Below are 19,450 nucleotides of genomic sequence, written 5' to 3' on the forward strand. Positions count from 1 at the left end.
GGATGGGGAAATGTGGCTCACCAGACGGAGCGTGGCGATCAGCGCCAGACCGATCTCATTTTGCGAGAATTGGCAGGATTGTCAGGATTTTTTTCACTCACGCGTTCGTGAGATTGGTAAATTATTGAAATTACGATTAATTCATGTCTGGCATGGTTTTTGCTTAAGTTTTTAGACGCACTTATTGAGGATCATTTATGAAACTTCGTTCTTATCTGTTTCGTGGGCTGGGATTTCTGGCTTTGTCGGTGGGCGGCATTGCCGTGGCCAACGCCGGGACCATGCCGACGATTTTTGGTGGTGTTTACACCAGTAAAACAAAGTTGCCCTTTACCTTGCTTGATCTTGGCACCGGCAATGGCTCCGGCAAGCAAACGGTCACCAGCCCGTTTACCGTCTCCGGTGAAACGATCAGTTTCGTTGGAAATTCGGGCGTCTATTCGGGCAGCAAAACCGGTATCGCGGCGTCGCCCTTTGGCACGAGCGACGAGAATTATCTGGTTGCGGAGCCAAAAGCGTTTCATGCGAACCCTTCGAATGTCACTATTACCTTTCAGTCGCCGCAGACGACGTTCGATCTGATCTGGGGCAGTGTGAGCAGCGACAATGTCCTGTCGTTCAAGACATCGGCTGGTCAGACCATCGATGGTCGGCAGATATTCGACGCGATTCCGCAACTGGATGGCAAGTCGTTGAATGCTTACGTCTCGATCGGGAGTCTGGCGCCGTTTACGACGGTCGTTGTGACCACCAAATCGCCGTTTGAATTCAACCCGAGCACTCCTGTTCCCGAACCCGGATCGCTTCTGCTGCTCGGCACCGGTTTGATGGGGCTGGGTCTGGTGCTTCGCAAGCGCAAGACGCGCGGCTGATTGCACTGAGCGGTCGGTAGCGCCGGGTGAGGCGGCGGTTGATCGCCGCACCACCCGGCGGCCGGGCCGGGTTACGCATGTGATTTGTGCTGCGAATCACATGCACGGTGACGCGTTGCTGGCCTTTGCTGCGGCACGGCTGCCGAGGTCGCTGAACCGGAGTTTGGCGTCTTCCAGTTTGCGGTTCAGGACGGAGAGATAGGCGATGGGGTAGGTGGCGCACGATAGCGGCGTATTGCGCTTCGCTTTTCCGCCCTACGATTTTTTACCGTGCAGGTAGTTTTGGCAAGACGGCTGGGCGTGGGCGTATCAGGCCGAAAGGTTGGGGCGGCGACGTGGTGGGGTGCTCAAGTGCACCCCACCCTACGCGTGCTTCGCCACTTTGCCTTAACCTTGCTGAGAAGCGGTTGATCCATGCCAATTTTTATATTTTCTTCCCGAACCACAGTGACATCGATCGTTTCGACCAAGGAGTTTCTATTGGCTCACAAAATCTGTAAATCTCCGGTCCTTTGGGGTTCCGGTTTCAAAAAATCCCAACATCTCGTTCGCCTCACTCATCCCCTCATTACGTAGCCGGCATGGAATTGCCGAATATGCCGCTGCTGCGCAGCATTTCCGTGAACCGCCGCATCAGAGGCAGTAGCCGGTGCTTCGGCATGTTCGGGATCAATTCATAGAGCATGCACCCCTGACGGAACAACGAGTGTGAGCGGGTCTTCGATGTGTTGGACTTGAGTAGTCGATCCATTCCCAGGCTCTCGCCCGCCGTCCCGAGCATGGTCAGCAGCGCCATCGCAAACGCGCTGATCAGCAGCAGCCGATCGCGCCGCTCTGGTTCGGCGATGCGGATCTCAGCCATCCCCATCCCAAAACGCAAATCCTTGACGTCCCTGAAGCTGGGTTCGATCGTCCAGCGCCGGGAATATTGCTTGATCAATGTCCCTGCAGACGCCACGGCGTCACTGCTCGCCAGGCACCACGGCTCCTTCATGTCACGCGCATGTACGCACACCACGGCACCGACCTGATAGGCGTGCGAGGCGGTGACGCGCGCACCACGCAGTTTGCGCGCCCGGCCTGATTTGCCGACCCAGTCCGCCGCGGTTCGCGTCTCGCCTGCGGCATCGGTGACATGGATGTTGCCACGAAAGCGAATGACATAGGCAAAGCCAAGCTCCGCAAGATACGCGAACAGCTTGTGGTCACCGAAGCCGCGGTCGGCGAGGATGGTCACCCGGCAGCCGGGCGGGACAACCTCCGACAGGCGGCGCAGGCAAGTATCCTCGATGGCGTTGCGCTGATCTTTCAGCTCATCTTTCCACATCGACAGCCACAACAGAGGCATTGCCCGGCCATGGCTGCTCACCAGGTTGAGCGCCAACGTTGCCTGATCGTCGCCGTCGAAATCCGTCCAGTCCATGGCAACGACGATGTCGGTCTGCGAACCCACCAAATGCGGTACCCAACGGGCGAAGCTTTCCCAGACGTCGATACTCTCGTTACTGAGCATGCGATCAACCTGCTTGATCGCGTGCTTGGTCACCAGCCCGCGCGCCTGTGCCAACGCCTGACCGATCATCGCGACGGCGAGCGACGCGCCGGTCATCACGCCCAGTGTCGCAGCAGACAGGGAGTCAACGCGTTTGGCGTGGAGATCGTGGGCATACAACTCGTCAATGAATGCGCGGATGTCCTTCAACCGCCCACCGTCACGCTTTTTCGATGCTGCAATTCCCATGATCCACCCTCATCCATGCATTCCAACGCTTGGTAGAGAATCGCAGCGAATCGGCGCAAGACCTACGCTTATGGAAAATAAGGGGAGTCGTGAGCTCGTTCGCCCGTTTGTATTCGATAGAGTCTTCATCCGACCATTTTTCGCATTCGAGAAGAATAAGATCTTCTGAGTTCTCCGCAGCGAATCTCGGGGCGTCTGTTGCTATTCCTACAATTTTTTTCAGATCAGGAAATTTATTTTTAGCGCTGCCGCAAGCTATTTTTAGTAAATTTTGACGAAAAGTTCTGTAGATATCATAATTCGAAATTCTTAATTTTCTAATCTGAAGAAAAACATAGCCTTTGGTTCTATCGAATGAAGTCATAAAGATCATTTTTCGTTGGATACTGTCCTCATCAAGTTCTTCATAAGGAAACGAATTAATAGCTTCGGCTATCCCGTTTGCTAGAGCGCGACGGGCCAAACGTCCCTCCTTAGCCATCTCTTGAACGGCGCTTGGTCCAAACGGAGTTGTATTACCTAATGCGGTCCCGTCCAGTATGTGTCTGCTGGTCTTTTGAATCAATCTATCCCAAAGATACGATATTTTATTGGCTTCATTCCGCTCACGATATTGCGCGGACGCTGCAAAACGTTTCCACTCTCCCTCACCAATTACCAAGAAATTACAGCTATTTTTCTGTGGGCCGATGCGATATTTCTCGGCCTTATCATCAAAATTCAGGAAGTAGTGAGCAAGTAAATCTTCTTCTCCAGCGTACACTAGACCATCATATTTTTTGATTACACGCTCTTTTTCAACAAAATACTCTGTTAGATCTTTTATCGTATCCAATTCTTTCAGTATGATTTCAAGATTGTGACTATCTAATACATGAGTAGGATCATCTTTATTAAGTGATATCATAAATGGGAGCTGTAAAGGTAATTTTACATCACCGTATCCGATAGCCATACTGCCATATACGTTTTCAGTTGAAAATCCTTCGCAGGCTTCTTTTGCGCCGTGTGCGATAATTATCTGAAATATATTAATTTTAGAACGATCGTTAGGCAATGATATATGATTTTTGCACTTTGGATCAGAAAAAATAGGTCTGCCGCTTGTGATGTGCCGCTTTGCGCCTCTTGCTGTATTTATCTGATCGGTTATTACTTTTTTGTGCCAACGCGTCCATGCAAGTTCAAGATCGTCAGTATCGTTGGATATGCGGACCTCACGATCAAAAAATAAGAAAATATTCTCGTCTGAGATGGCTATCAAGTCGCACATTTCAGTTCCAGGGCTGCGGAACGGATTTGCATAACTCCATAAGCGGAGGAACGTTCGGTCGCAAAGCTGAGCAAGTAGACGCTCAGTAGCCGTCACACCCAAAGATTTTGAGATCACTTCCAACCGTCCAATAAAATATAAAATGCACGAGCATTCACCAAGCACTCTCTAACTGAACTCTTGAAACGAATCAAGAACGGACATGGAGTATTCGATCCAGCCTAAAGCGTCACGAAGTAAATGCTATGTCAACGGTCTTGGAATGATGCAGTTTTAGTTTCACGACCGCTTTTCGGGCCGCTCTTAATGATCAAAGTTTTTTTTGCTTCTTTTTTGTTCACAAAAAAGAAGATTCTTCTACCTGACCTGACCTAACCTTACTTCCCTGCGATCGCCCGGATTGCCTGAGCGAGGTGGGGGGCGGTGGATTGGAGGGCGTAGTTGGTGGCGACGCGGGTTCGGGCGGCGGTGCTCATGGTTTGGCGGAGGGTGGGGGTGTCGCGGAGTTGGCGGAGTCGGGTGAGCCAGTCGGTGTCGGTGGTGGCGAGGAAGCCTGTGGTGCCGTCGTCGATGATGGTGGTGTTGGCGCCGACGGGGCTGCCGATGGTGGGGCGTCCGCAGGCCATATACTGGATGAGTTTGTAGCCGGATTTGCCGCGGGTCCAGGCGTCATCCGGGAGGGGCATGATGCCGACGTCCATTTCCGCGATGGTGGCGGCTTCGGTGGTTTCGCTCCACGGGAGGTGGCGGCAGGGGATGCCGGGGATGGTGAAGTTGGGGGCGCCGATGATGAGGAGTTCGGTGGGGGATTCGCGGGCGAGGGTTTGGAGGGTGGGGGTGAGGCGGGTGAGGTAGGGGGCGGTGACCGGGGTTCCGATCCAGCCGATGGTGAAGGTGGGGTGGGGTGGGCGCGGGGTGATCGGGTAGTGGGCGAGGTCGACCACGGTGGGGAGGAGGAGGGTGTTGCGGGCGCCGTTGCGGATGGCCCAGTCGCGCAGGGTCTGGTTGGCGACGATGGTGAGGGCGGCGCGGCGAAGGAGGGCGGGGAATTTGTTGCCGAGGGTGGCGCGGAGGAGGCGGTTGCGGAGGGTTCCGCCGGGTTCGTTGCCGTAGCGGAGGAACCAGGCGTCGTCGAAATCGAGGATGAATTTGCGGTCGGCGCCGAGGAGGGTGCGTTCGAAGGCGGCGGGGAGGAAGGGGAGGAGTTCCTTTTCGATCCAGACGATGTCGTGTTCGCGGATGGCGCGGTGGAGTGCGGGGGCGCGGGCGTAGGCGGCGAGGATGGCGGGGAGGCGCGAGCGGTTTTCGTAGAGGGCGGTGACGTAATCGTTGGAGAGGAAGGGGCGCGGGGTGCAGGCGATGCCGTAGGTGGCGAGGGGGGCGGCGTATTGCAGGAGGCGGAGGCGGCTGCTGGCCCCGAGGCGGGCGTAGCGGGTGGCCATGAGGACGCGGATGGTGTCGGCGTGGATGGGGTGGGCGTCGTCGCGCGAGGCGGTGCCGGGCGGGGCGGTGCCGATTCGGTCGAGGTGGACGCTGATCGACATGCTGCGCGGTGGTGCCCTTGGTTCAGATCGTCGTTTCCGATGTATCGAGCAAAAGCGCAAGGCGGGCGGATTTCAAGGGGGGTGGGCTAGATTGTGTCGGGTGCCGGGGGTGTGGAGGGGGTGGACGTGTCGGGTTTGGGTGGGGCGGAGGTGAGGATGAGCCAGCCGGCGCCGATCAGCATGGCGCTGACCATGACGAAGGGCGCGCCGGGGAGACGCCAGGCGGTGTGGCGGCTGAAGAGGTCGAACACGAAGGCGCCGGTGAGGGGGGCGGCGATGGCGGTGAGGCCTTCGATCGAGGAGAGGGCACCGGCCATGCGGCCTTGCTGGTCGGGTGGGAGGGCGCGCGAGATCATGCTGCGGATGGCGGGGTTGGCGATCGAGCCGAGGGAGGTGAAGGCGACGCCGATGAAGAGGAAGGCGGGTGTGGGGGCGAAGCCGAACAGGAGGTAGCCGATGGCGCTGGAGGTGAAGCCGATGAGGGCGGCACCGCGTTCGCCGAACCAGGCGACGGCGCGTTTCACCAGAGTGAATTGCACGATGGTCGAGCTGACGCCGACGGCGGCGAAGAGGAGGCCGTTTTGCTGGGGGCCCCAGTTGAAGCGGAGTTCGGTGAAGAGGACGAGGACGGCCTGGAGGGCACCGAGGCCGAACCAGCGGACGCTCCAGGCGGCGGCGAGGCGCCAGAGGCGGGGGACGGTGGTGAGCAGGCGCATGGCACCGAGCGGGGTGGCTTCGCGCAGGCGGAGCGGGCGGCGGCGTTCGACGGGGAGGGATTCGGGCAGGACGAAGATGCCGTAGGTGACGTTGAGGGCGACGAGGCCGGCGGCGACGAGGAAGGGGAGGCGCAGGTCGATCGCGCCGAGGAAGCCGCCGAGCATGGGGCCGGCCATGAAGCCGAGGCCGAAGGCGGCGCCGATCAGGCCGAAGCGCTGGGCGCGTTTTTCGGGCGGGGTGATGTCGGCGATGTAGGCGCTGGCGGCGGAGACGTTGCCGGCGGTGGCGCCGGCGAGGAAGCGGCCGATGAAGAGCCAGCCGATGGTGGGGGCGAAGGCGAGGAGGATGTAGTTGGCGGCACTTCCGGACAGGGAGATGAGGATGAGGCGGCGGCGGCCGTAGCGGTCGCTGAGCTGGCCGAGGATGGGGGCGGCGAAGAACTGGGTTGCGGCGAAGGTCATGCTGAGGACACCGACCCAGAGGGCGGCGTGGGAGGCGGGGACGTGGGCGAGTTTCTGGACCAGTTCGGGCAGGATGGGCGCGATCAGGCCGAAGCCGAGCGAGTCGATGACCAGGACGGCGAAGATGAACCCCATGGCGGGGGGATGCCCGGTTTCGGGGCGGGAGTCACGAGGGGGTCGGGAGGTGGGGCTGAAACAAGGCGGGCGTGCTTCAATTCTGCCGCAGGGCGCGGGCAGGAGGGATGGGCGGTTGTTTTGTGACGATGGGCCGCCCCATATGGGGTGGATGGGGGACCAGACATGCGTATTTCGCGGCCAAGGCCGGTAACGGACGGGCCTGTGAGTGTTTCGCCCGCGGAGACGCCGGGGTTGCGCGGACTGCTTTCGCTGGCGGTGGCGGTGGTGGTGGTGGGCGCGCTGTATTTCGCGCGCGAGGTGTTGATCCCCATTACTCTGGCGGTGTTGCTGAGTTTTCTGGTGGCGCCGATCGCGGCGTTTCTGCGGCGATGGCATTTCGGGCGGAGCGGTTCGGTGGTGGTGGCGATGCTGCTGCCGCTGGTGGTGCTGATGGGGCTGGGGGCGGTGATCGGTACCCAGGTGAGCGCGCTGGTGCAGGAGGTGCCGGAGGAGCAGACGGTGATCGTGCACAAGATCGACACAATCCGGGATGCGACGATCGGCAATTTGGACAGTTTCGTGAAGCAGGCGGGCAAGGAGTTGCAGCGCGCGGCGGCCCCGAAGGCGCCAAGCGCGCCGGTGGCGGGTGCGCCGAAGCCGCCGGAACGGGTTTCGGTGGTGCCGCCGCCGGTTTCGCCGACCGATGTGGCGAAGGGGATTATCGGGCCGGTGCTGGGGCCGCTGGCGGCCATGGTGATCGTGTTTACGGTGGCGACGTTCATTTTGTTGTATCGGGAGGATCTGCGGGACCGGATGATCCGGTTGTTCGGGTCGAACGATCTGCACCGGACGACCACGGCGATCGATGATGCGGCGGATCGGCTGAGTCGGTATTTTCTGACCAAGTTTCTGATCAATGCCGCCTTCGGGGTGATCGTGGGCGTGGGGCTTGCGCTTATCGGGGTGCCGGGGGCGATTTTGTGGGGGGTGCTGACGGCGCTGGCGCGGTTCATTCCGTATGTCGGCAGTTTTATTGCGGCGGTGCCGCCGTTGCTGCTGGCGGCGGCGATCGAGCCGGGGTGGGGGATGGTGATCGCGGTGCTCATTCTGTTCGGGGTGGGCGAGACGGTGACCGGGCAGGTGGTCGAGCCGATGATGTATGGGCGGACCACCGGGTTGTCGCCGGTTTCGGTGATCGTGGCGGCGATTTTCTGGGGGTGGCTGTGGGGGCCGATCGGGCTGCTGGTGTCGACGCCGCTGACGCTGCTGTTCGTGGTGCTGGGGCGGCATGTGGAGCGGCTGGAGTTTCTCGATGTGCTGCTGGGCGACCGGCCGGCGCTGACGCCGGTGGAGACTTTGTATCAGCGGGCGCTGGCGGGGGACCCGGACGAGGCGCTGGATCAGGCCGAGGCGGTGCTGCGGGATCATACGCTGGTGGAATATTACGACGAGGTGGTGCTGCCGGCGCTGCGGCTGGCGGCGGGGGATGCGACGCGGGGGGCGTTGTATCCGGGACAGTTGGAGCGGATTACCGAGACGGTCGAGGAATTGCTGGCCGGGCTTGCGGGGCATCGGGACCGGGAGGATGAGACTGGGCCGACGGTTGGGCTGCCGGCGCGGGAGGATTGGGCCGCGGTGTGGCAGGGCGATGCGCCGGTGCTGTGCATTGCGGGGCGCGGGCCGCTGGATCGGCAGGGGTGCGATATCGTGGCGCAATTGCTGGGGCGGCACGGAGTCGGGGTGCGGGTGGTCGGGCATGAGGCGGCGGCGCGGACGCATATTGCGAGCCTCGATACCGACGGGGTGGCGATGATCGTGCTGTGCTACCTCGATATCGCGGCGGCACCTTCGAGCCTGCGGTATCTGGCGCAGCGGGTGCGGGGGTTGCGGCCGGATGTGAAGGTGGCGGCGGGGTTCTGGACCACCAAGGAGGATTACGAGCGCTACAGCGATTTTCAGGCGGCGATCGGGGCCAGGTTTTACCCGACGTCGCTGCGCGAGGCGGTGGATCAGGTGCTGGGCGAGGCGGTGGCGACGGCGGCGCGCGGCCGGGTGGTTTCAGCCGATCATGAACCAGAGGCGGAAGAGCATGTTTTCAAGCTCGGTCTGCCGCTTCAGCCCGGGGCAGCGTAGGGCGCGCGAGCGGGGGGCGACGCCGCCGCGCAGACCATCGCCGATGCGGGCGATGTCGGCGCGGGCCTGATCGGTGAGGTATTCGGTGTGGGCGGCGAGCTGGGTGACGTGGCGGCGCATCATGGTCATGAAGATGCCGGGGCCGCGCCGGAGGGCGGCGACCGCGCGGGCGAGGGTGGAGGGCGGCGAGCCGATCAGGTTGGCGCGGTGCTGGCGGTAGAGCACGACGGGCTTGGGGTCGATCACGACGAGGCCGCCGCAGGCGGTGATCACGATGTAGCTCCACCAGTCGTGCACCGTGCCGGGCGGGCCGGGGATGCGGGCGACCAGATCGGCGGCGGCGCGGTTCATGACCATGGTGTTGCCGTGGACGATGTTCTGGGTGAGGCTCGCGGGGAAACCGGGTTTGTCGCCGGGGAGGATCGAGAGATTGTGGCCCTGCAGGTGTTCGTCGACCAGATATTGGCGGGCGCAGTAGAGCATGGCCTGGTTGCCGGCGGCTTTGAGGGCATCGCGGGCGCGGGCGAGCTTGTCGGGCAGCCAGACATCGTCCTGATCGGCGAAGGCGACGGCATCGGCGTCGGCGGCTTCGGGGAGCAGCGAGAGGAAGCTCTGGGCGGCGCCGAGATGGGTGCCGGAACTGGCGGTTTCGCGGCAGCGGTGATCGCCGATCCGGGCGGCGAAGGCGGCCATGATGCTGCGGGTGTCGTCGGTCGAGCCGTCGTCGCGCCAGACGATGCGCCAGGCATCGTCGGTCTGGCGTTCGAAGCTTTCCAACTGCTCGGGCAGGAAACGGGCGCCGTTGTAGGTGGAAAGCAGGATCGCGATCATGGCGAGGCGTCGGCTGACAGCATCGCGGTGACGATGCGGGTGGTGGCGTCGCGCCAGTCGGGCAGGCGGAGGCCGAACGTGTTCGCAAGTTTGGTGTTGTCGAGCCGGGAGTCGGCGGGGCGGCGGACCGGGGTGGGCCAGTCGGCGGTGGTGATGGCGGTGACGGTGGGGCGGGATTCGCCCAAGGGAGCGGCGATGTCGAAAATGGCTTCGGCGAAGCCGTGCCACGTGGTGTCGCCCGCGTTGGTGGCGTGGAAAATGCCCTGATAGGCGGGCTGCCAGCCAGTGGTGCGGATTTTCGTGGCGATGGCGAGGAGGACGCCGGCGAGATCCTCGGCGGCGGTGGGGGTGCCGCGCTGGTCGCCCACCACGCGGAGCGCATTGGTTTTGCGCGAGGCGTTGATCATGGTGCGGGCGAAGTTTTTGCCGCGGGCGGAGAATACCCACGCGGTGCGCAGGATCATGGCCTCCGCACCCGAGGCGAGGACCGCGCGCTCGCCCGCCTCCTTGCTCGCGCCATAGACGCCGAGCGGGGCGACGGGATCGGATTCCAGATAGGGGCTGCCCTTGGCGCCATCGAACACGTAATCGGTCGAGACGTGGAGCAGCGGTACCCCGGCATCGCGGCAGAGACGGGCGAGCTGGGCCGGACCGTCGCAGTTGGCGCGCCATGCTTCGGCCTCGTGCTGCTCGGCGGCATCCACCGCCGTCCACGCCGCCGCGTTGATCACCAGCGAGGGGGCGGTTTCGGCGAAACAATGCGCGATGGTTTCGGGGCGCTCGAAATCGAAATCCGGGCGGCTGACCGCGCGATAGGGGAGGGAGGCCTGCGCCGCCAGAGCCATGCCGAGCTGGCCGGTTGCGCCCGTGATGAGGATCGGGCGGTCGGTCATCACATCGCGAACCACGGCTCGCACGCGGCCAGACGCGGCATGATCACATCCTTGTCCGACAGCACGGCCTGATCGGGGGCGACCGGCCAGGGCAGGGCAAGATCGGGGTCGTTCCAGATCACGCCACGCTCGGAGGCCTTGTCGTAGCCGACGGTGACTTTGTAGATCACCTCGGTATCGGGCTCCAGCGTGCAGAACCCGTGCAGGAAGCCGCCCGGAATCCAGAGCTGTCTGCCGTTGGCCGCCGACAATTCGACCGCGACGAACCTGCCATAGTCGGGTGAGCCCTTGCGGATGTCCACCGCGACATCCCAGATCGATCCGCGCACGCACCGCACCAGCTTGCCCTGCACGAACGGGGCGATCTGGCAATGCAGGCCCCGGATCGTGCCGGTCTGGGCGGAATAGGAATGGTTGTCCTGAACGAAATGCTCGGTGAAGCCGAGCGCCGCCAGCTTCGCGCTGTTCCAGCTTTCGCTGAACCAGCCCCGGGAATCGCCGAACCGGGGCGGCGAGATCACCAGAACCTCCGCAATCGCCTGTGCCTCGATCATGCGTGCAACCCATCCGCCAGCTCGACCAGCACGCGGCCCAGTTCGGTTTTTCCCAGCTTCACCGCCCGCCCCCTCAATGTTGCCGCATCGATGAATCCCATGCGAAACGCCACCTCCTCCGGACAGCCGACCAGATTGCCCTGACGCTGCTGGATTGTCTGCACGAATAACGCCGCCTGCAACAGGGAATCCGGCGTCCCGGCATCGAGCCACGCCGTGCCGCGCCCGAGCCTTTCGACATGCAGCGACCCGTCTTCGAGATAAAGCCGGTTCAGATCAGTGATTTCCAGCTCGCCACGCGGCGACGGCCTGATCGCATGGGCAAACCGGGTAACCCGATCGTCATAAAAATATAACCCGGTGACCGCCCAGTTCGAGGACGGCACCGCCGGCTTCTCGACAATCTCGACCGCACGACCCTCATGATCGAAACTCACCACACCATACCGCTCGGGATCGCGCACCTGATAGGCAAACACCGTCGCCCCCTCCGGCCGGCACGCCGCCGCCCGCAACGATACCGACAAATGATCGGCATGAATCAGATTATCGCCCAGCGCCAAGGCACACGCCTGCCCCCCCAGCCACTCCTCGCCGATCAGAAACGCCTGCGCCAACCCGTCGGGCGACGCCTGCTCCGCATACGTCATCGAAATCCCGAACTGCGACCCATCCCCAAGCAACCGCTGGAACTGCGGCAGATCCGCCGGAGTCGAAATCAACAACACATCCCGTATCCCCGCCAATAACAACGTCGATAACGGATAATACACCATCGGCTTGTCATAAACCGGCAATAACTGCTTGGACGTCGCCTGCGTCGTCGGATGCAACCGCGTCCCCGACCCCCCCGCCAGGATAATGCCCTTGGTAATCATGGCGTGAGGGGTGTGCCGGTTGCCGGGAAGGCCGGGGCGTTGCCCCGGACCCCACCAGGAGGCGCCGCCTCCTGGACCTCCGCTAAGGGCTTAGCCCTTAGAACCCGGAGTTTCAGGATGGGGGTGGGCGCGGCACGGGATGGTTCGCGGCCATGGCCTCGACAGCCCACCCCCATCCTGAAACTGATGGATTCCAAAGGCTCAGCCTTTGGCGGGGTTCCAAGGGGCAGCGCCCATTGGTGGGGCGCGGGGCGAAGCCCCGGCCTTTGCGGCACCGGCACCCCCCTCATGCCGCGGTTCCCAGGCGTTGGCCGGCGTAGCGGGCGGTGCGGATGGGGTGCCACCACGCGGTGTTGGCGAGGTACCATTGGATGGTGCGGGCGATGCCGGATTCGAAATTGTGGGTGGCGTGCCAGTGGAGGGCGGATTCGGAGGTGGTGGGGTCGATTTCGTAGCGGAAATCGTGGCCGGGGCGGTCGGTGACGAAGCGGATGAGGCGGGTGCGGGGGCCGGCGGGGTCGGGGTGTTGCTGGTCGAGGAGGTTGCAGATGGTGGTGACGACGTCGAGGTTGGTGCGGGGTTGGCGGGCGCCGATGGCGTAGGTGGCGCCGGGGGTGCCGTTGAGGGCGATGAGGGCGAGGGCTTCGGCGTGATCGTCGACGTAGAGCCAGTCGCGCATGTTCGAGCCGTCGCCGTAGACGGGGAGGGGTTTGCCGTCGAGGGCGTTGAGCAGGATGAGGGGGATGAGTTTTTCGGGGAACTGCCACGGGCCGTAATTGTTGGTGGTGTTGGAGACGATGGTGGGCAGGCCGTAGGTGTGGTGCCAGGCGCGTACCAGATGGTCGGAGGCGGCTTTGCTGGCGGAGTAGGGGCTGCGGGGGTCGTAGGGGGTGGTTTCGGTGAAGGGCGGGTCGTTGGCTTCGAGGGCGCCGAAGACTTCATCGGTTGAGATATGGTGGAAGCGGAAGGCGGATTTACGGGGTTCGGGCAGGGCGGCCCAGTAGGTGCGGGCGGCTTCCAGCAGGATGAAGGTGCCGGTGATGTTGGTGTTGATGAAGTCGGCGGGTCCGTCGATCGAGCGATCGACGTGGGATTCGGCGGCGAGGTGCATGATGAGGTCGGGCTGGTGGGTGGCCAGGGCGCTGCGCATGGCTTCGGCGTCGGTGATGTCGGCGCGGATGAGGGTGTGGCGCGGGTCGGAGCGGGCTTGATCGAGCGCGGCTTCGGAGGCGGCGTAGGTCATTTTGTCGATGTTGACGACGGTGTGGTCGGTCGTGGCGATGATGTGCCGGATCACTGCCGAACCGATGAAGCCGCAGCCTCCGGTGATCATGATATTCATGCCGAACCCCAGTTGTTCTGGTCTGTTGAGTCGTTTTGTCGTTGCAGCCGCAGGTGGAAGCCTTACGGCATATTAAGCAGGCCTCATCGAATTGTGCAACGCAGTGTCGAATTTTGCGACACCGAACCGATCGGCCAGGGTTTGGTGATCGGCGGTCTGGCGGGCGCGGGCGGTGGCGTCGAGGTCGAGGCGTTCGGCGGCGAGGGTGTGGATCAGGGCGATTTCGTCGAGGTGGCGTTCCGGGGCGAGGGAGGCGGTGATGCCGCGTTCGTGGCGGCGGTGGTGGTTGAGGGGTTCGGCGACCCAGGCGACGCTGCCGGGCTGGGTGGTGAGGATTTCGAGGTAGACCCGCCAGTCGCCGGCCAGTTTGAACTGGTCGAGTTCGGTGCCGAGCCGGTCGAGCGCGGCGAGCAGGGCGGTGCGGCGGAACAGCACGGCGCTGACGTTGAGGATGAGGTTGCGGGTGGCGAGGAAGTTTGTCGCGAAGTCGCGGCCCGGCATGGTGAAGGACTGGCCGAGGGCGGGCGCGCCGGATTCGGCGTAGTAGCGCTGATAGTCGGCCATCAGGGTTTTGCCGGTGGCATCGATGGCGCGGGAATCGGCGATGGCCATGAGCGTGTCCGGGGTGTGGGCGATGGCGTCCGCGAGGCGTGCGAGCAGGCGGGGGTCGGCCTGATCGTCGGCTTCGGCGATCCAGACGTAATCGCCCTGGGCGAGGTGGGCGGCGCGGCGCCATTGGGCGAAGACCGAGCCGTTATTGGTCGGGTTGCGGTGCAGGGCGAGGTGGCGTTGCCAGTCGGAGGCGAGGCGGAGGGCTTCGGCGACCGATCCGTCGGTCGAGCCATCGTCGAGCAGGAGGGTTTCGGTGAGGGGGTAGGTCTGGCCGAACACGGTGGCGAGGCGGTCGGCGAGGTAGTCGCGGTAGTTGAAGCTGAGAATGGCGGCGGAGATGCGGAGCAGGGCAGGGTGGGCCAAAGTGAGGAGGTTGGCGGTGTAGGCGGGGAAATCGAACCGGCGTTCGGCGATCGCGGCGATGCGGGGGCGGTCGGATTCCAAAGTGGTGTGGTCGAGGCGCTGGGTGATGGCGTGGGCGAAGCCAGTGATGTCGCCCATCGGGACGACGCTGCCGGTGGCGGTTTCGCGCAGGAGGTCGGGGATGCCGCCGGTGCCCTCGAAGGCGATGCTGGGGATGCCGGTGGCCATGGCTTCGATGACGGTGGTGGGCAGCGGGTCTTCGCGCGAGGTGAGGGCGTAGAGGTCGGCGCCGGCGTAGCCCATATTTAGCAGTGCCTCGAATAAACCACATAATATCAGCATCTTACACTCTTAAAAAAATCCGAGTGGCACTACAAACATATCCAAAGGGGATCAGACGGTGAGTTTCTGGATCCCTCTTGGCGAGGCATTGAGTGCCAACGCATCATAAATCCGGCGCAAGGCTGGTTCGGCGACTGTGGCCTTGCGGACATGCAGGGTGCGACCGTCGCGCTGCTGGAAGGTTGCGGTGATCCGTTGCTGCACCGAGATGATTTCGCGCAATCGGGTCCATGACAGGGGCTCCCCTGCCGCTTTCAGTTTATGCCGGATTGCCTGGACCAGTTGATAGGCCAGCACGGTGATGAACAGATGCCCTTCGGTGCGGTCCGCTTTGTGATGGAACACCGGTCGGAGGCCGAGTTCCGATTTGAGACCGCGGAACACCGCCTCCAGATCGGTCAACATGGTGTAGGTGTGCCACAAGGTGGCGGCGTCCCAGGTGGTTTCATTGCTGCGCAGACAATAGACCCCGGGATGTGTCAGCATTGAACCCTCGAGTGGAACCTTGACCCAGGTGATCGACGCGGCCTTGGTTCCGGTCTCATCGGGAGTCACGATGATCTCGTAGTGTTGCCCGATGCCGCTGCTCTTCTCTATCAATCGGCCGATGCGTCGCTGGATATCAGCCAGGTTTTTCTGTCCGTGGGGTTTTGCCAGTCCGTCGACGAGCGTGGTGAGACCGGCCTCGAACCGGGTGATGAACCGATCAGTGATTGCGGTCTCCTTGGTCTTGCGCCCCTCGGAATGGCAATAGAGCCGAACCTCCGTGCCATCCTCGCTCAGCACACGTTGCAATTGGACCGTCTCGTTCGACGCGGTCAGCGTGCTGATCGCCTGATCCGGATCGAACTGGCGGGTGCGTTCGCGGCTGACCACCAGGTAACGGTATCCGTGTTTTATGAGCCAAGCGACGTTGGCTGCGGTCGCGATGCCGGCATCCATGATGACCAGCGCCCCCTTGGGAGCGGTGAGGCCGTCGAGCATCTCCTCAAGGGTCGTGGCTTCACCGACATTGCCGGCGAACATCTTTGAGCGGCGCACGAAGCCGCTGCCATCGAGGACCAGGCCGAGGGTAACCAGAGGGCAGTCGGTTCGCTTCTCCTTTGATCGACCGCGAGCAGCCTTGGCGTTACCGCTGGCGGTACCTTCGAAATACGTGTTGGTCAGATCGTAGAGGGTGACGGTAACCGGCAGTCCAAACAAATCCTGGATCCGGCTGAACAGTGCGGTCTCGATCTTGTCACGGTGTCGCACAAGAAGGTCGGAGGTCCGATACAGACGGATCAACGGCATGGCTTCGAAGTCCACGTCCAGCAGTTCGCCGAGGGCACTGCGCTCGCGCAGCCAGCGCCAGGTTGCGAGTTCGCTGCCCGGCGCTGCCATGCGACCTATGAGGCTGCCGACCACCGCGGCTCGCTGGACACCATTGAAATCGAGATCGCGGAGAATCTGATCGATTCCCAACCAGTTCATCGCTGCAAGGCCGACCGCTTCGACCCCGACCGACCGGGGCCGGATGAGTTGCAGCGAGGCGATGTCGACCTCGGCGTAAACTGCAGATGGCGCGGCAGGTGATGGGAATAAGGATGCCTGAACGGCGGTCGACGGGGTCGGTGGAGCTTGGTGTCCAGCATCCGATCGGGCTGCCCCTGGCTGGGCCGCAATAAGACGGGCGGCATATCGTTGAGCCAAGGTCTCGATGATCTCGGGTTCTGCGAGCATACCGACCTGTCCGGCAAGCAAGGCGTCTATCCTGGCGCACAGGGCCTGCCAGTCGCTCTGTGGCAGGTCGAACTGGCGGCCAAGGTTGAGCAGGGTGATCTGGCGGACCTGCTTACCGATGCGCTCGGAGGCGACGAGGCGATAGGTGAAGTATGTTTCGTTATCGGACTTATTCCGGGTTTTTGTTTTGCGGATAAACATTGCCGAGACATGAGGCTGGTGCCGTGGGGGGTCAAGGGATCATCAATAATATTATGGCACTACAAATAAAAGCAAAACATAAAGTATACAATATCAATATGTTATGCGCTTTGGTTGCAAATTATGATCGTTTTAGTGCTAAAGATGGGGTAGGCGGTGGCGACGTGATCGTCGAAGGCGAGGAGGTGGAAGCGCCCGGTGGCGGTGGCGGTGGCGATTTCGAGGCTGAGGTAATCCCTGATCCAGAGATGGGCTTCGCCGATCCAGTAGAAATGCACGTCCGCGCGTGTTGCGGCGATCAGGCGGAAGACCTGCAGGAAGAGGTCGAAGCCTTTGCGCAGATCGGCGAAGCCGACGCCGAGGACCACGAAATCGTGGGGTTGCAGGCCGTGGCGGGTGCGGAAGGCGGCGCGGGCGGCGTTGGAGAAGCGGACGTTCTGGTAATTGCCTTGCGGCAGGATGTGGGTGTGGGGCGGGGTGAGGTCGAGCGCGGTGCAGAGGGCGTCGCGCACGAAGGGTGAGGAGAACACGACGGCGCGGGCGGCGGCCATGGCCTGCCGGGTGACGCCGCGGAGCGAGCGTTCCTGGATCAGCCGGGGCATTTCGTGGATCAGCAGGGTCGAGGCGATGCCGACATCGGCGAGGAGGCGGCAGACCCGGGCCGAGGCGGCGCTGTTGACGATGGCGGTGGTGATGCCCTGCGCGCGGTAGCGACCGATATGGGCCATGAGCGCGCCTTCATCGGGGGCGAGATCGACGAGGCCTTCGGTCTGGTAGGAGGCGATCAGTTCGCCGCCGCCGAGCAGCAGGATGCGGGGCGCGATGCCGTGATGGCGGCGCAGGGTGCGGGCGAGGTGGAGCAGGAGGAGCTGGGCGCCGTGGGTGAGGGCGTCGTGCCCGACCAGGAGGAGGTTGCGCGCGGTATCGGCGGTGTGGATGCCGCAGGCGGCGCGGCCGGTGGCGTTGAGGAAGGCGGCGCCGAAATGAAGGTCGGGTTCGAGGTAGGCGCCTTCGGCCCATTCGTTCCAGGCGTTGATGCAGACCAGCGGCGTGCCGAAGACCGGCGTGCGGACGGCGCGGTCGATCAGGGTGGCGAGCCAGGTCTGGTAGGCGGCGGGGGTGGCGTCCTGCAGGATGACGCCGTTGCGGCCTTCGCGCCGGGCATCGTTGTCCCAGCCGGGGACGGCGGTGCGGATCAGCGGGTAGGCGGGATCGGGGGCGGCGAGGGAGGCGGTGACGATATCATTGTAGCGGTAGACGTCGCTTGCGAATTCGGGGTCGAACCGGTCGAGGCTGGCGTTGATCATGGGGGCGCCGACCACGAGTTTGTGGGGCGGGAATTCCACCGCGCCGTCGAGCCCGTGGGGGGCGGGGTCGTTGTCGTGGAAGCTCTGGGCCATGAAGATGAGGGGGGTTTCGCCGTGGCGTTCGGCGAACAGGGCGCGCCAGCGGGCGATGGTGGCCGGGCCGTCCGGGATCAGGGCGGCGCGGTAGATCATCAGCAGGGGGCGGCCTTCGAGGCGGATGTAGCGCGGGTCGGCGAAATGGCGGGCGAAATCGTCGATCAGGGCGGCGTCGTCCTCCGCTTCGTAATCCTGGGCGAGGAGGATTTCGCGTTCCAGCCCGTCCCAGCGGCGGGTCCAGTTTTCGTTGGCCCACATCAGGCAGAAGCGTGTGTCGAGGGAGGGGTCCGACAGGAGGCGTTCGAGCGGGGCTTCGAGCAGGCGTTTGCGGTTGAACCAGTAGTAATAGAAGACGAACCCGTCGATTCCGGCGGCTTTGGCCATGTCGATCTGGCGGGGGAGGGTGGCGGGGTCGTTCAATGAGTAATAGCCGAGATCGCGCGGGACGCGGGGCTGGTAGTGGCCGGCGAAGCGGGGGGTGGCGCGGGCGAGGTTGGTCCAGTCGGTGAAGCCGGTGCCCCACCAGGCGTCGTTTTCCGGGATCGGGTGGAATTGGGGCAGGTAGTAGGCGAGGAGGGTGGCGAGGCGCGGCATGGCGGGGGGCAGGCGCTGGACGGTTTCGAATTCCGGCGCGGGGCGGGTTGCGGCGCGGACCGCACCGGCGATCAGGCGTTCGTGGGCCGGGCGTTTGGGCAGGAAGCGGCCGTTGCGATGGGCGAGGTAGTGCAGCAGGGGGTTCTGGTCGCCGATGTCGTCGCGGTAGCGGGCGACGTAGAATCCGGTGTCGAAATCGGGCGAGGGGTCGCGCGATTCGTGGATGCCGAAGGCGCAGAAATGTTCGAACGGGTCCGAGCCGGTGGCGGCGACGTCCGGGTTCTGTTCGAGGTAGAAGACCGGGTTGAACAGCGGGACCGGGCTGACCTGACCGGTGCGGCGGCGGTTGAGGTAGTCGGCCAGAGCGACCGATCCGCCGGTGATGCCGTAGGCGTCGCGGTACCAGAGGGCATGGAACATGGGCGAGGGATCGCGGCCTTCGCGGTCGCCGAATTCGATGTAATGGACCAGGGGATTGACGTCGGCGGCGGCGATGTCGGGGTTGCGGTCGCGGTAGAAGGCGGGGTCGAAATAGGGGTTGGGCTTGCGGCCATCCCGCCAGCCGATGACGCAGAAATGGATCGCGGGTTCCGAATCGGGCGGGAGATCGGGCTTCTGGGCGGCGTAATAGCCGGGATCGAACAGGCCGCTTTCGAGGATGATCGCGACCTCACGGGCGAGCGGGGCGGATAGATCGCCGGGACGTGAAGCCGTGTCGCCCATGTCAGTCGTTACGTTCCCTGCGGTTTGTCGTCATGGTTCATCGGATTGTCCAAATTATGACACGGGGCGGGGCGGATGTCATGGGGGGACTGGGGTTGGGGTGGGAGAAGGAAGGATCTTCTTTTTTTGTAAAA

The 19,450-nt window shown here is 63.1% G+C and carries 14 protein-coding genes and 1 pseudogene; 2 read left to right on the top strand and 13 right to left on the bottom strand.

Features of this window, described 5'->3' with window-relative positions; all coding sequences use genetic code 11:
* Positions 1-197 precede the first annotated feature (197 nt).
* Complete coding sequence (locus SIL87_RS04400; protein ID WP_319612991.1) at positions 198-872, top strand: Npun_F0296 family exosortase-dependent surface protein; 675 nt, start codon at positions 198-200, stop codon at positions 870-872.
* Positions 873-1,259: 387 nt separating this feature from the next.
* Here SIL87_RS04400 and SIL87_RS20140 read toward each other — a convergent pair.
* The 5 genes and pseudogenes from SIL87_RS20140 to SIL87_RS04420 form a co-directional block, all read right to left on the bottom strand.
* Positions 1,260-1,337, bottom strand: a pseudogene (locus SIL87_RS20140) (SEC-C metal-binding domain-containing protein); the annotation flags it as partial.
* A gap of 103 nt (positions 1,338-1,440) precedes the next feature.
* On the bottom strand, positions 1,441-2,613 hold the full coding sequence (locus tag SIL87_RS04405; protein WP_319612992.1) for an IS4 family transposase: 1,173 nt from the start codon (positions 2,611-2,613) through the stop codon (positions 1,441-1,443).
* Entirely contained in the window at positions 2,585-4,003 is a 1,419-nt protein-coding gene (locus tag SIL87_RS04410) for a hypothetical protein (RefSeq protein WP_319612993.1), read from the bottom strand. Before SIL87_RS04410 ends, SIL87_RS04405 begins: the two co-directional genes overlap by 29 nt.
* A gap of 260 nt (positions 4,004-4,263) precedes the next feature.
* Positions 4,264-5,430, bottom strand: a complete 1,167-nt coding sequence (locus SIL87_RS04415) for a glycosyltransferase family 4 protein (RefSeq protein WP_319612994.1) — start codon at positions 5,428-5,430, stop codon at positions 4,264-4,266.
* 86 nt (positions 5,431-5,516) lie between these two features.
* Positions 5,517-6,743: an MFS transporter gene (locus SIL87_RS04420; RefSeq protein WP_319612995.1), complete on the bottom strand. Its 1,227-nt coding sequence runs from the start codon at positions 6,741-6,743 to the stop codon at positions 5,517-5,519.
* Between the two features lie 204 nt (positions 6,744-6,947).
* On the opposite strand from SIL87_RS04420, the gene SIL87_RS04425 reads away from it, so the two are divergent.
* Entirely contained in the window at positions 6,948-8,858 is a 1,911-nt protein-coding gene (locus SIL87_RS04425) for an AI-2E family transporter (RefSeq protein WP_319612996.1), read from the top strand.
* Here SIL87_RS04425 and SIL87_RS04430 read toward each other — a convergent pair.
* The 8 genes from SIL87_RS04430 to SIL87_RS04465 all read right to left on the bottom strand — a co-directional run bounded on the left by SIL87_RS04430 (position 8,784) and on the right by SIL87_RS04465 (position 19,316).
* On the bottom strand, positions 8,784-9,689 hold the full coding sequence (locus SIL87_RS04430) for a glycosyltransferase (protein ID WP_319612997.1): 906 nt from the start codon (positions 9,687-9,689) through the stop codon (positions 8,784-8,786). The two genes, SIL87_RS04425 and SIL87_RS04430, sit on opposite strands and share 75 nt — an antisense overlap.
* A complete protein-coding gene (rfbD, locus tag SIL87_RS04435) occupies positions 9,686-10,582 on the bottom strand; it encodes a dTDP-4-dehydrorhamnose reductase (protein WP_319612998.1) in 897 nt (298 codons plus the stop codon). The genes SIL87_RS04430 and rfbD overlap by 4 nt, the downstream gene beginning before the upstream one ends.
* Positions 10,582-11,136: a dTDP-4-dehydrorhamnose 3,5-epimerase gene (gene rfbC, locus SIL87_RS04440; protein WP_319612999.1), complete on the bottom strand. Its 555-nt coding sequence runs from the start codon at positions 11,134-11,136 to the stop codon at positions 10,582-10,584. Before rfbC ends, rfbD begins: the two co-directional genes overlap by 1 nt.
* Complete coding sequence (rfbA, locus tag SIL87_RS04445) at positions 11,133-12,014, bottom strand: glucose-1-phosphate thymidylyltransferase RfbA (RefSeq protein ID WP_319613000.1); 882 nt, start codon at positions 12,012-12,014, stop codon at positions 11,133-11,135. The genes rfbC and rfbA overlap by 4 nt, the downstream gene beginning before the upstream one ends.
* A 286-nt stretch (positions 12,015-12,300) precedes the next feature.
* The gene (gene rfbB / locus SIL87_RS04450; RefSeq protein ID WP_319613001.1) at positions 12,301-13,356 is read right to left on the bottom strand and encodes a dTDP-glucose 4,6-dehydratase; all 1,056 of its coding nucleotides are present in this window, start codon (positions 13,354-13,356) and stop codon (positions 12,301-12,303) included.
* A gap of 72 nt (positions 13,357-13,428) precedes the next feature.
* On the bottom strand, positions 13,429-14,673 hold the full coding sequence (locus SIL87_RS04455) for a glycosyltransferase (protein ID WP_319613002.1): 1,245 nt from the start codon (positions 14,671-14,673) through the stop codon (positions 13,429-13,431).
* A gap of 51 nt (positions 14,674-14,724) precedes the next feature.
* On the bottom strand, positions 14,725-16,596 hold the full coding sequence (locus SIL87_RS04460) for an IS1634 family transposase (RefSeq protein WP_319612784.1): 1,872 nt from the start codon (positions 16,594-16,596) through the stop codon (positions 14,725-14,727).
* Between the two features lie 101 nt (positions 16,597-16,697).
* A complete protein-coding gene (locus SIL87_RS04465) occupies positions 16,698-19,316 on the bottom strand; it encodes a glycoside hydrolase family 99-like domain-containing protein (RefSeq protein ID WP_319613003.1) in 2,619 nt (872 codons plus the stop codon).
* Between the last annotated feature and the right edge of the window lie 134 nt (positions 19,317-19,450).

The organism is Acidiphilium acidophilum (assembly GCF_033842475.1).
Lineage (GTDB): Bacteria > Pseudomonadota > Alphaproteobacteria > Acetobacterales > Acetobacteraceae > Acidiphilium > Acidiphilium acidophilum.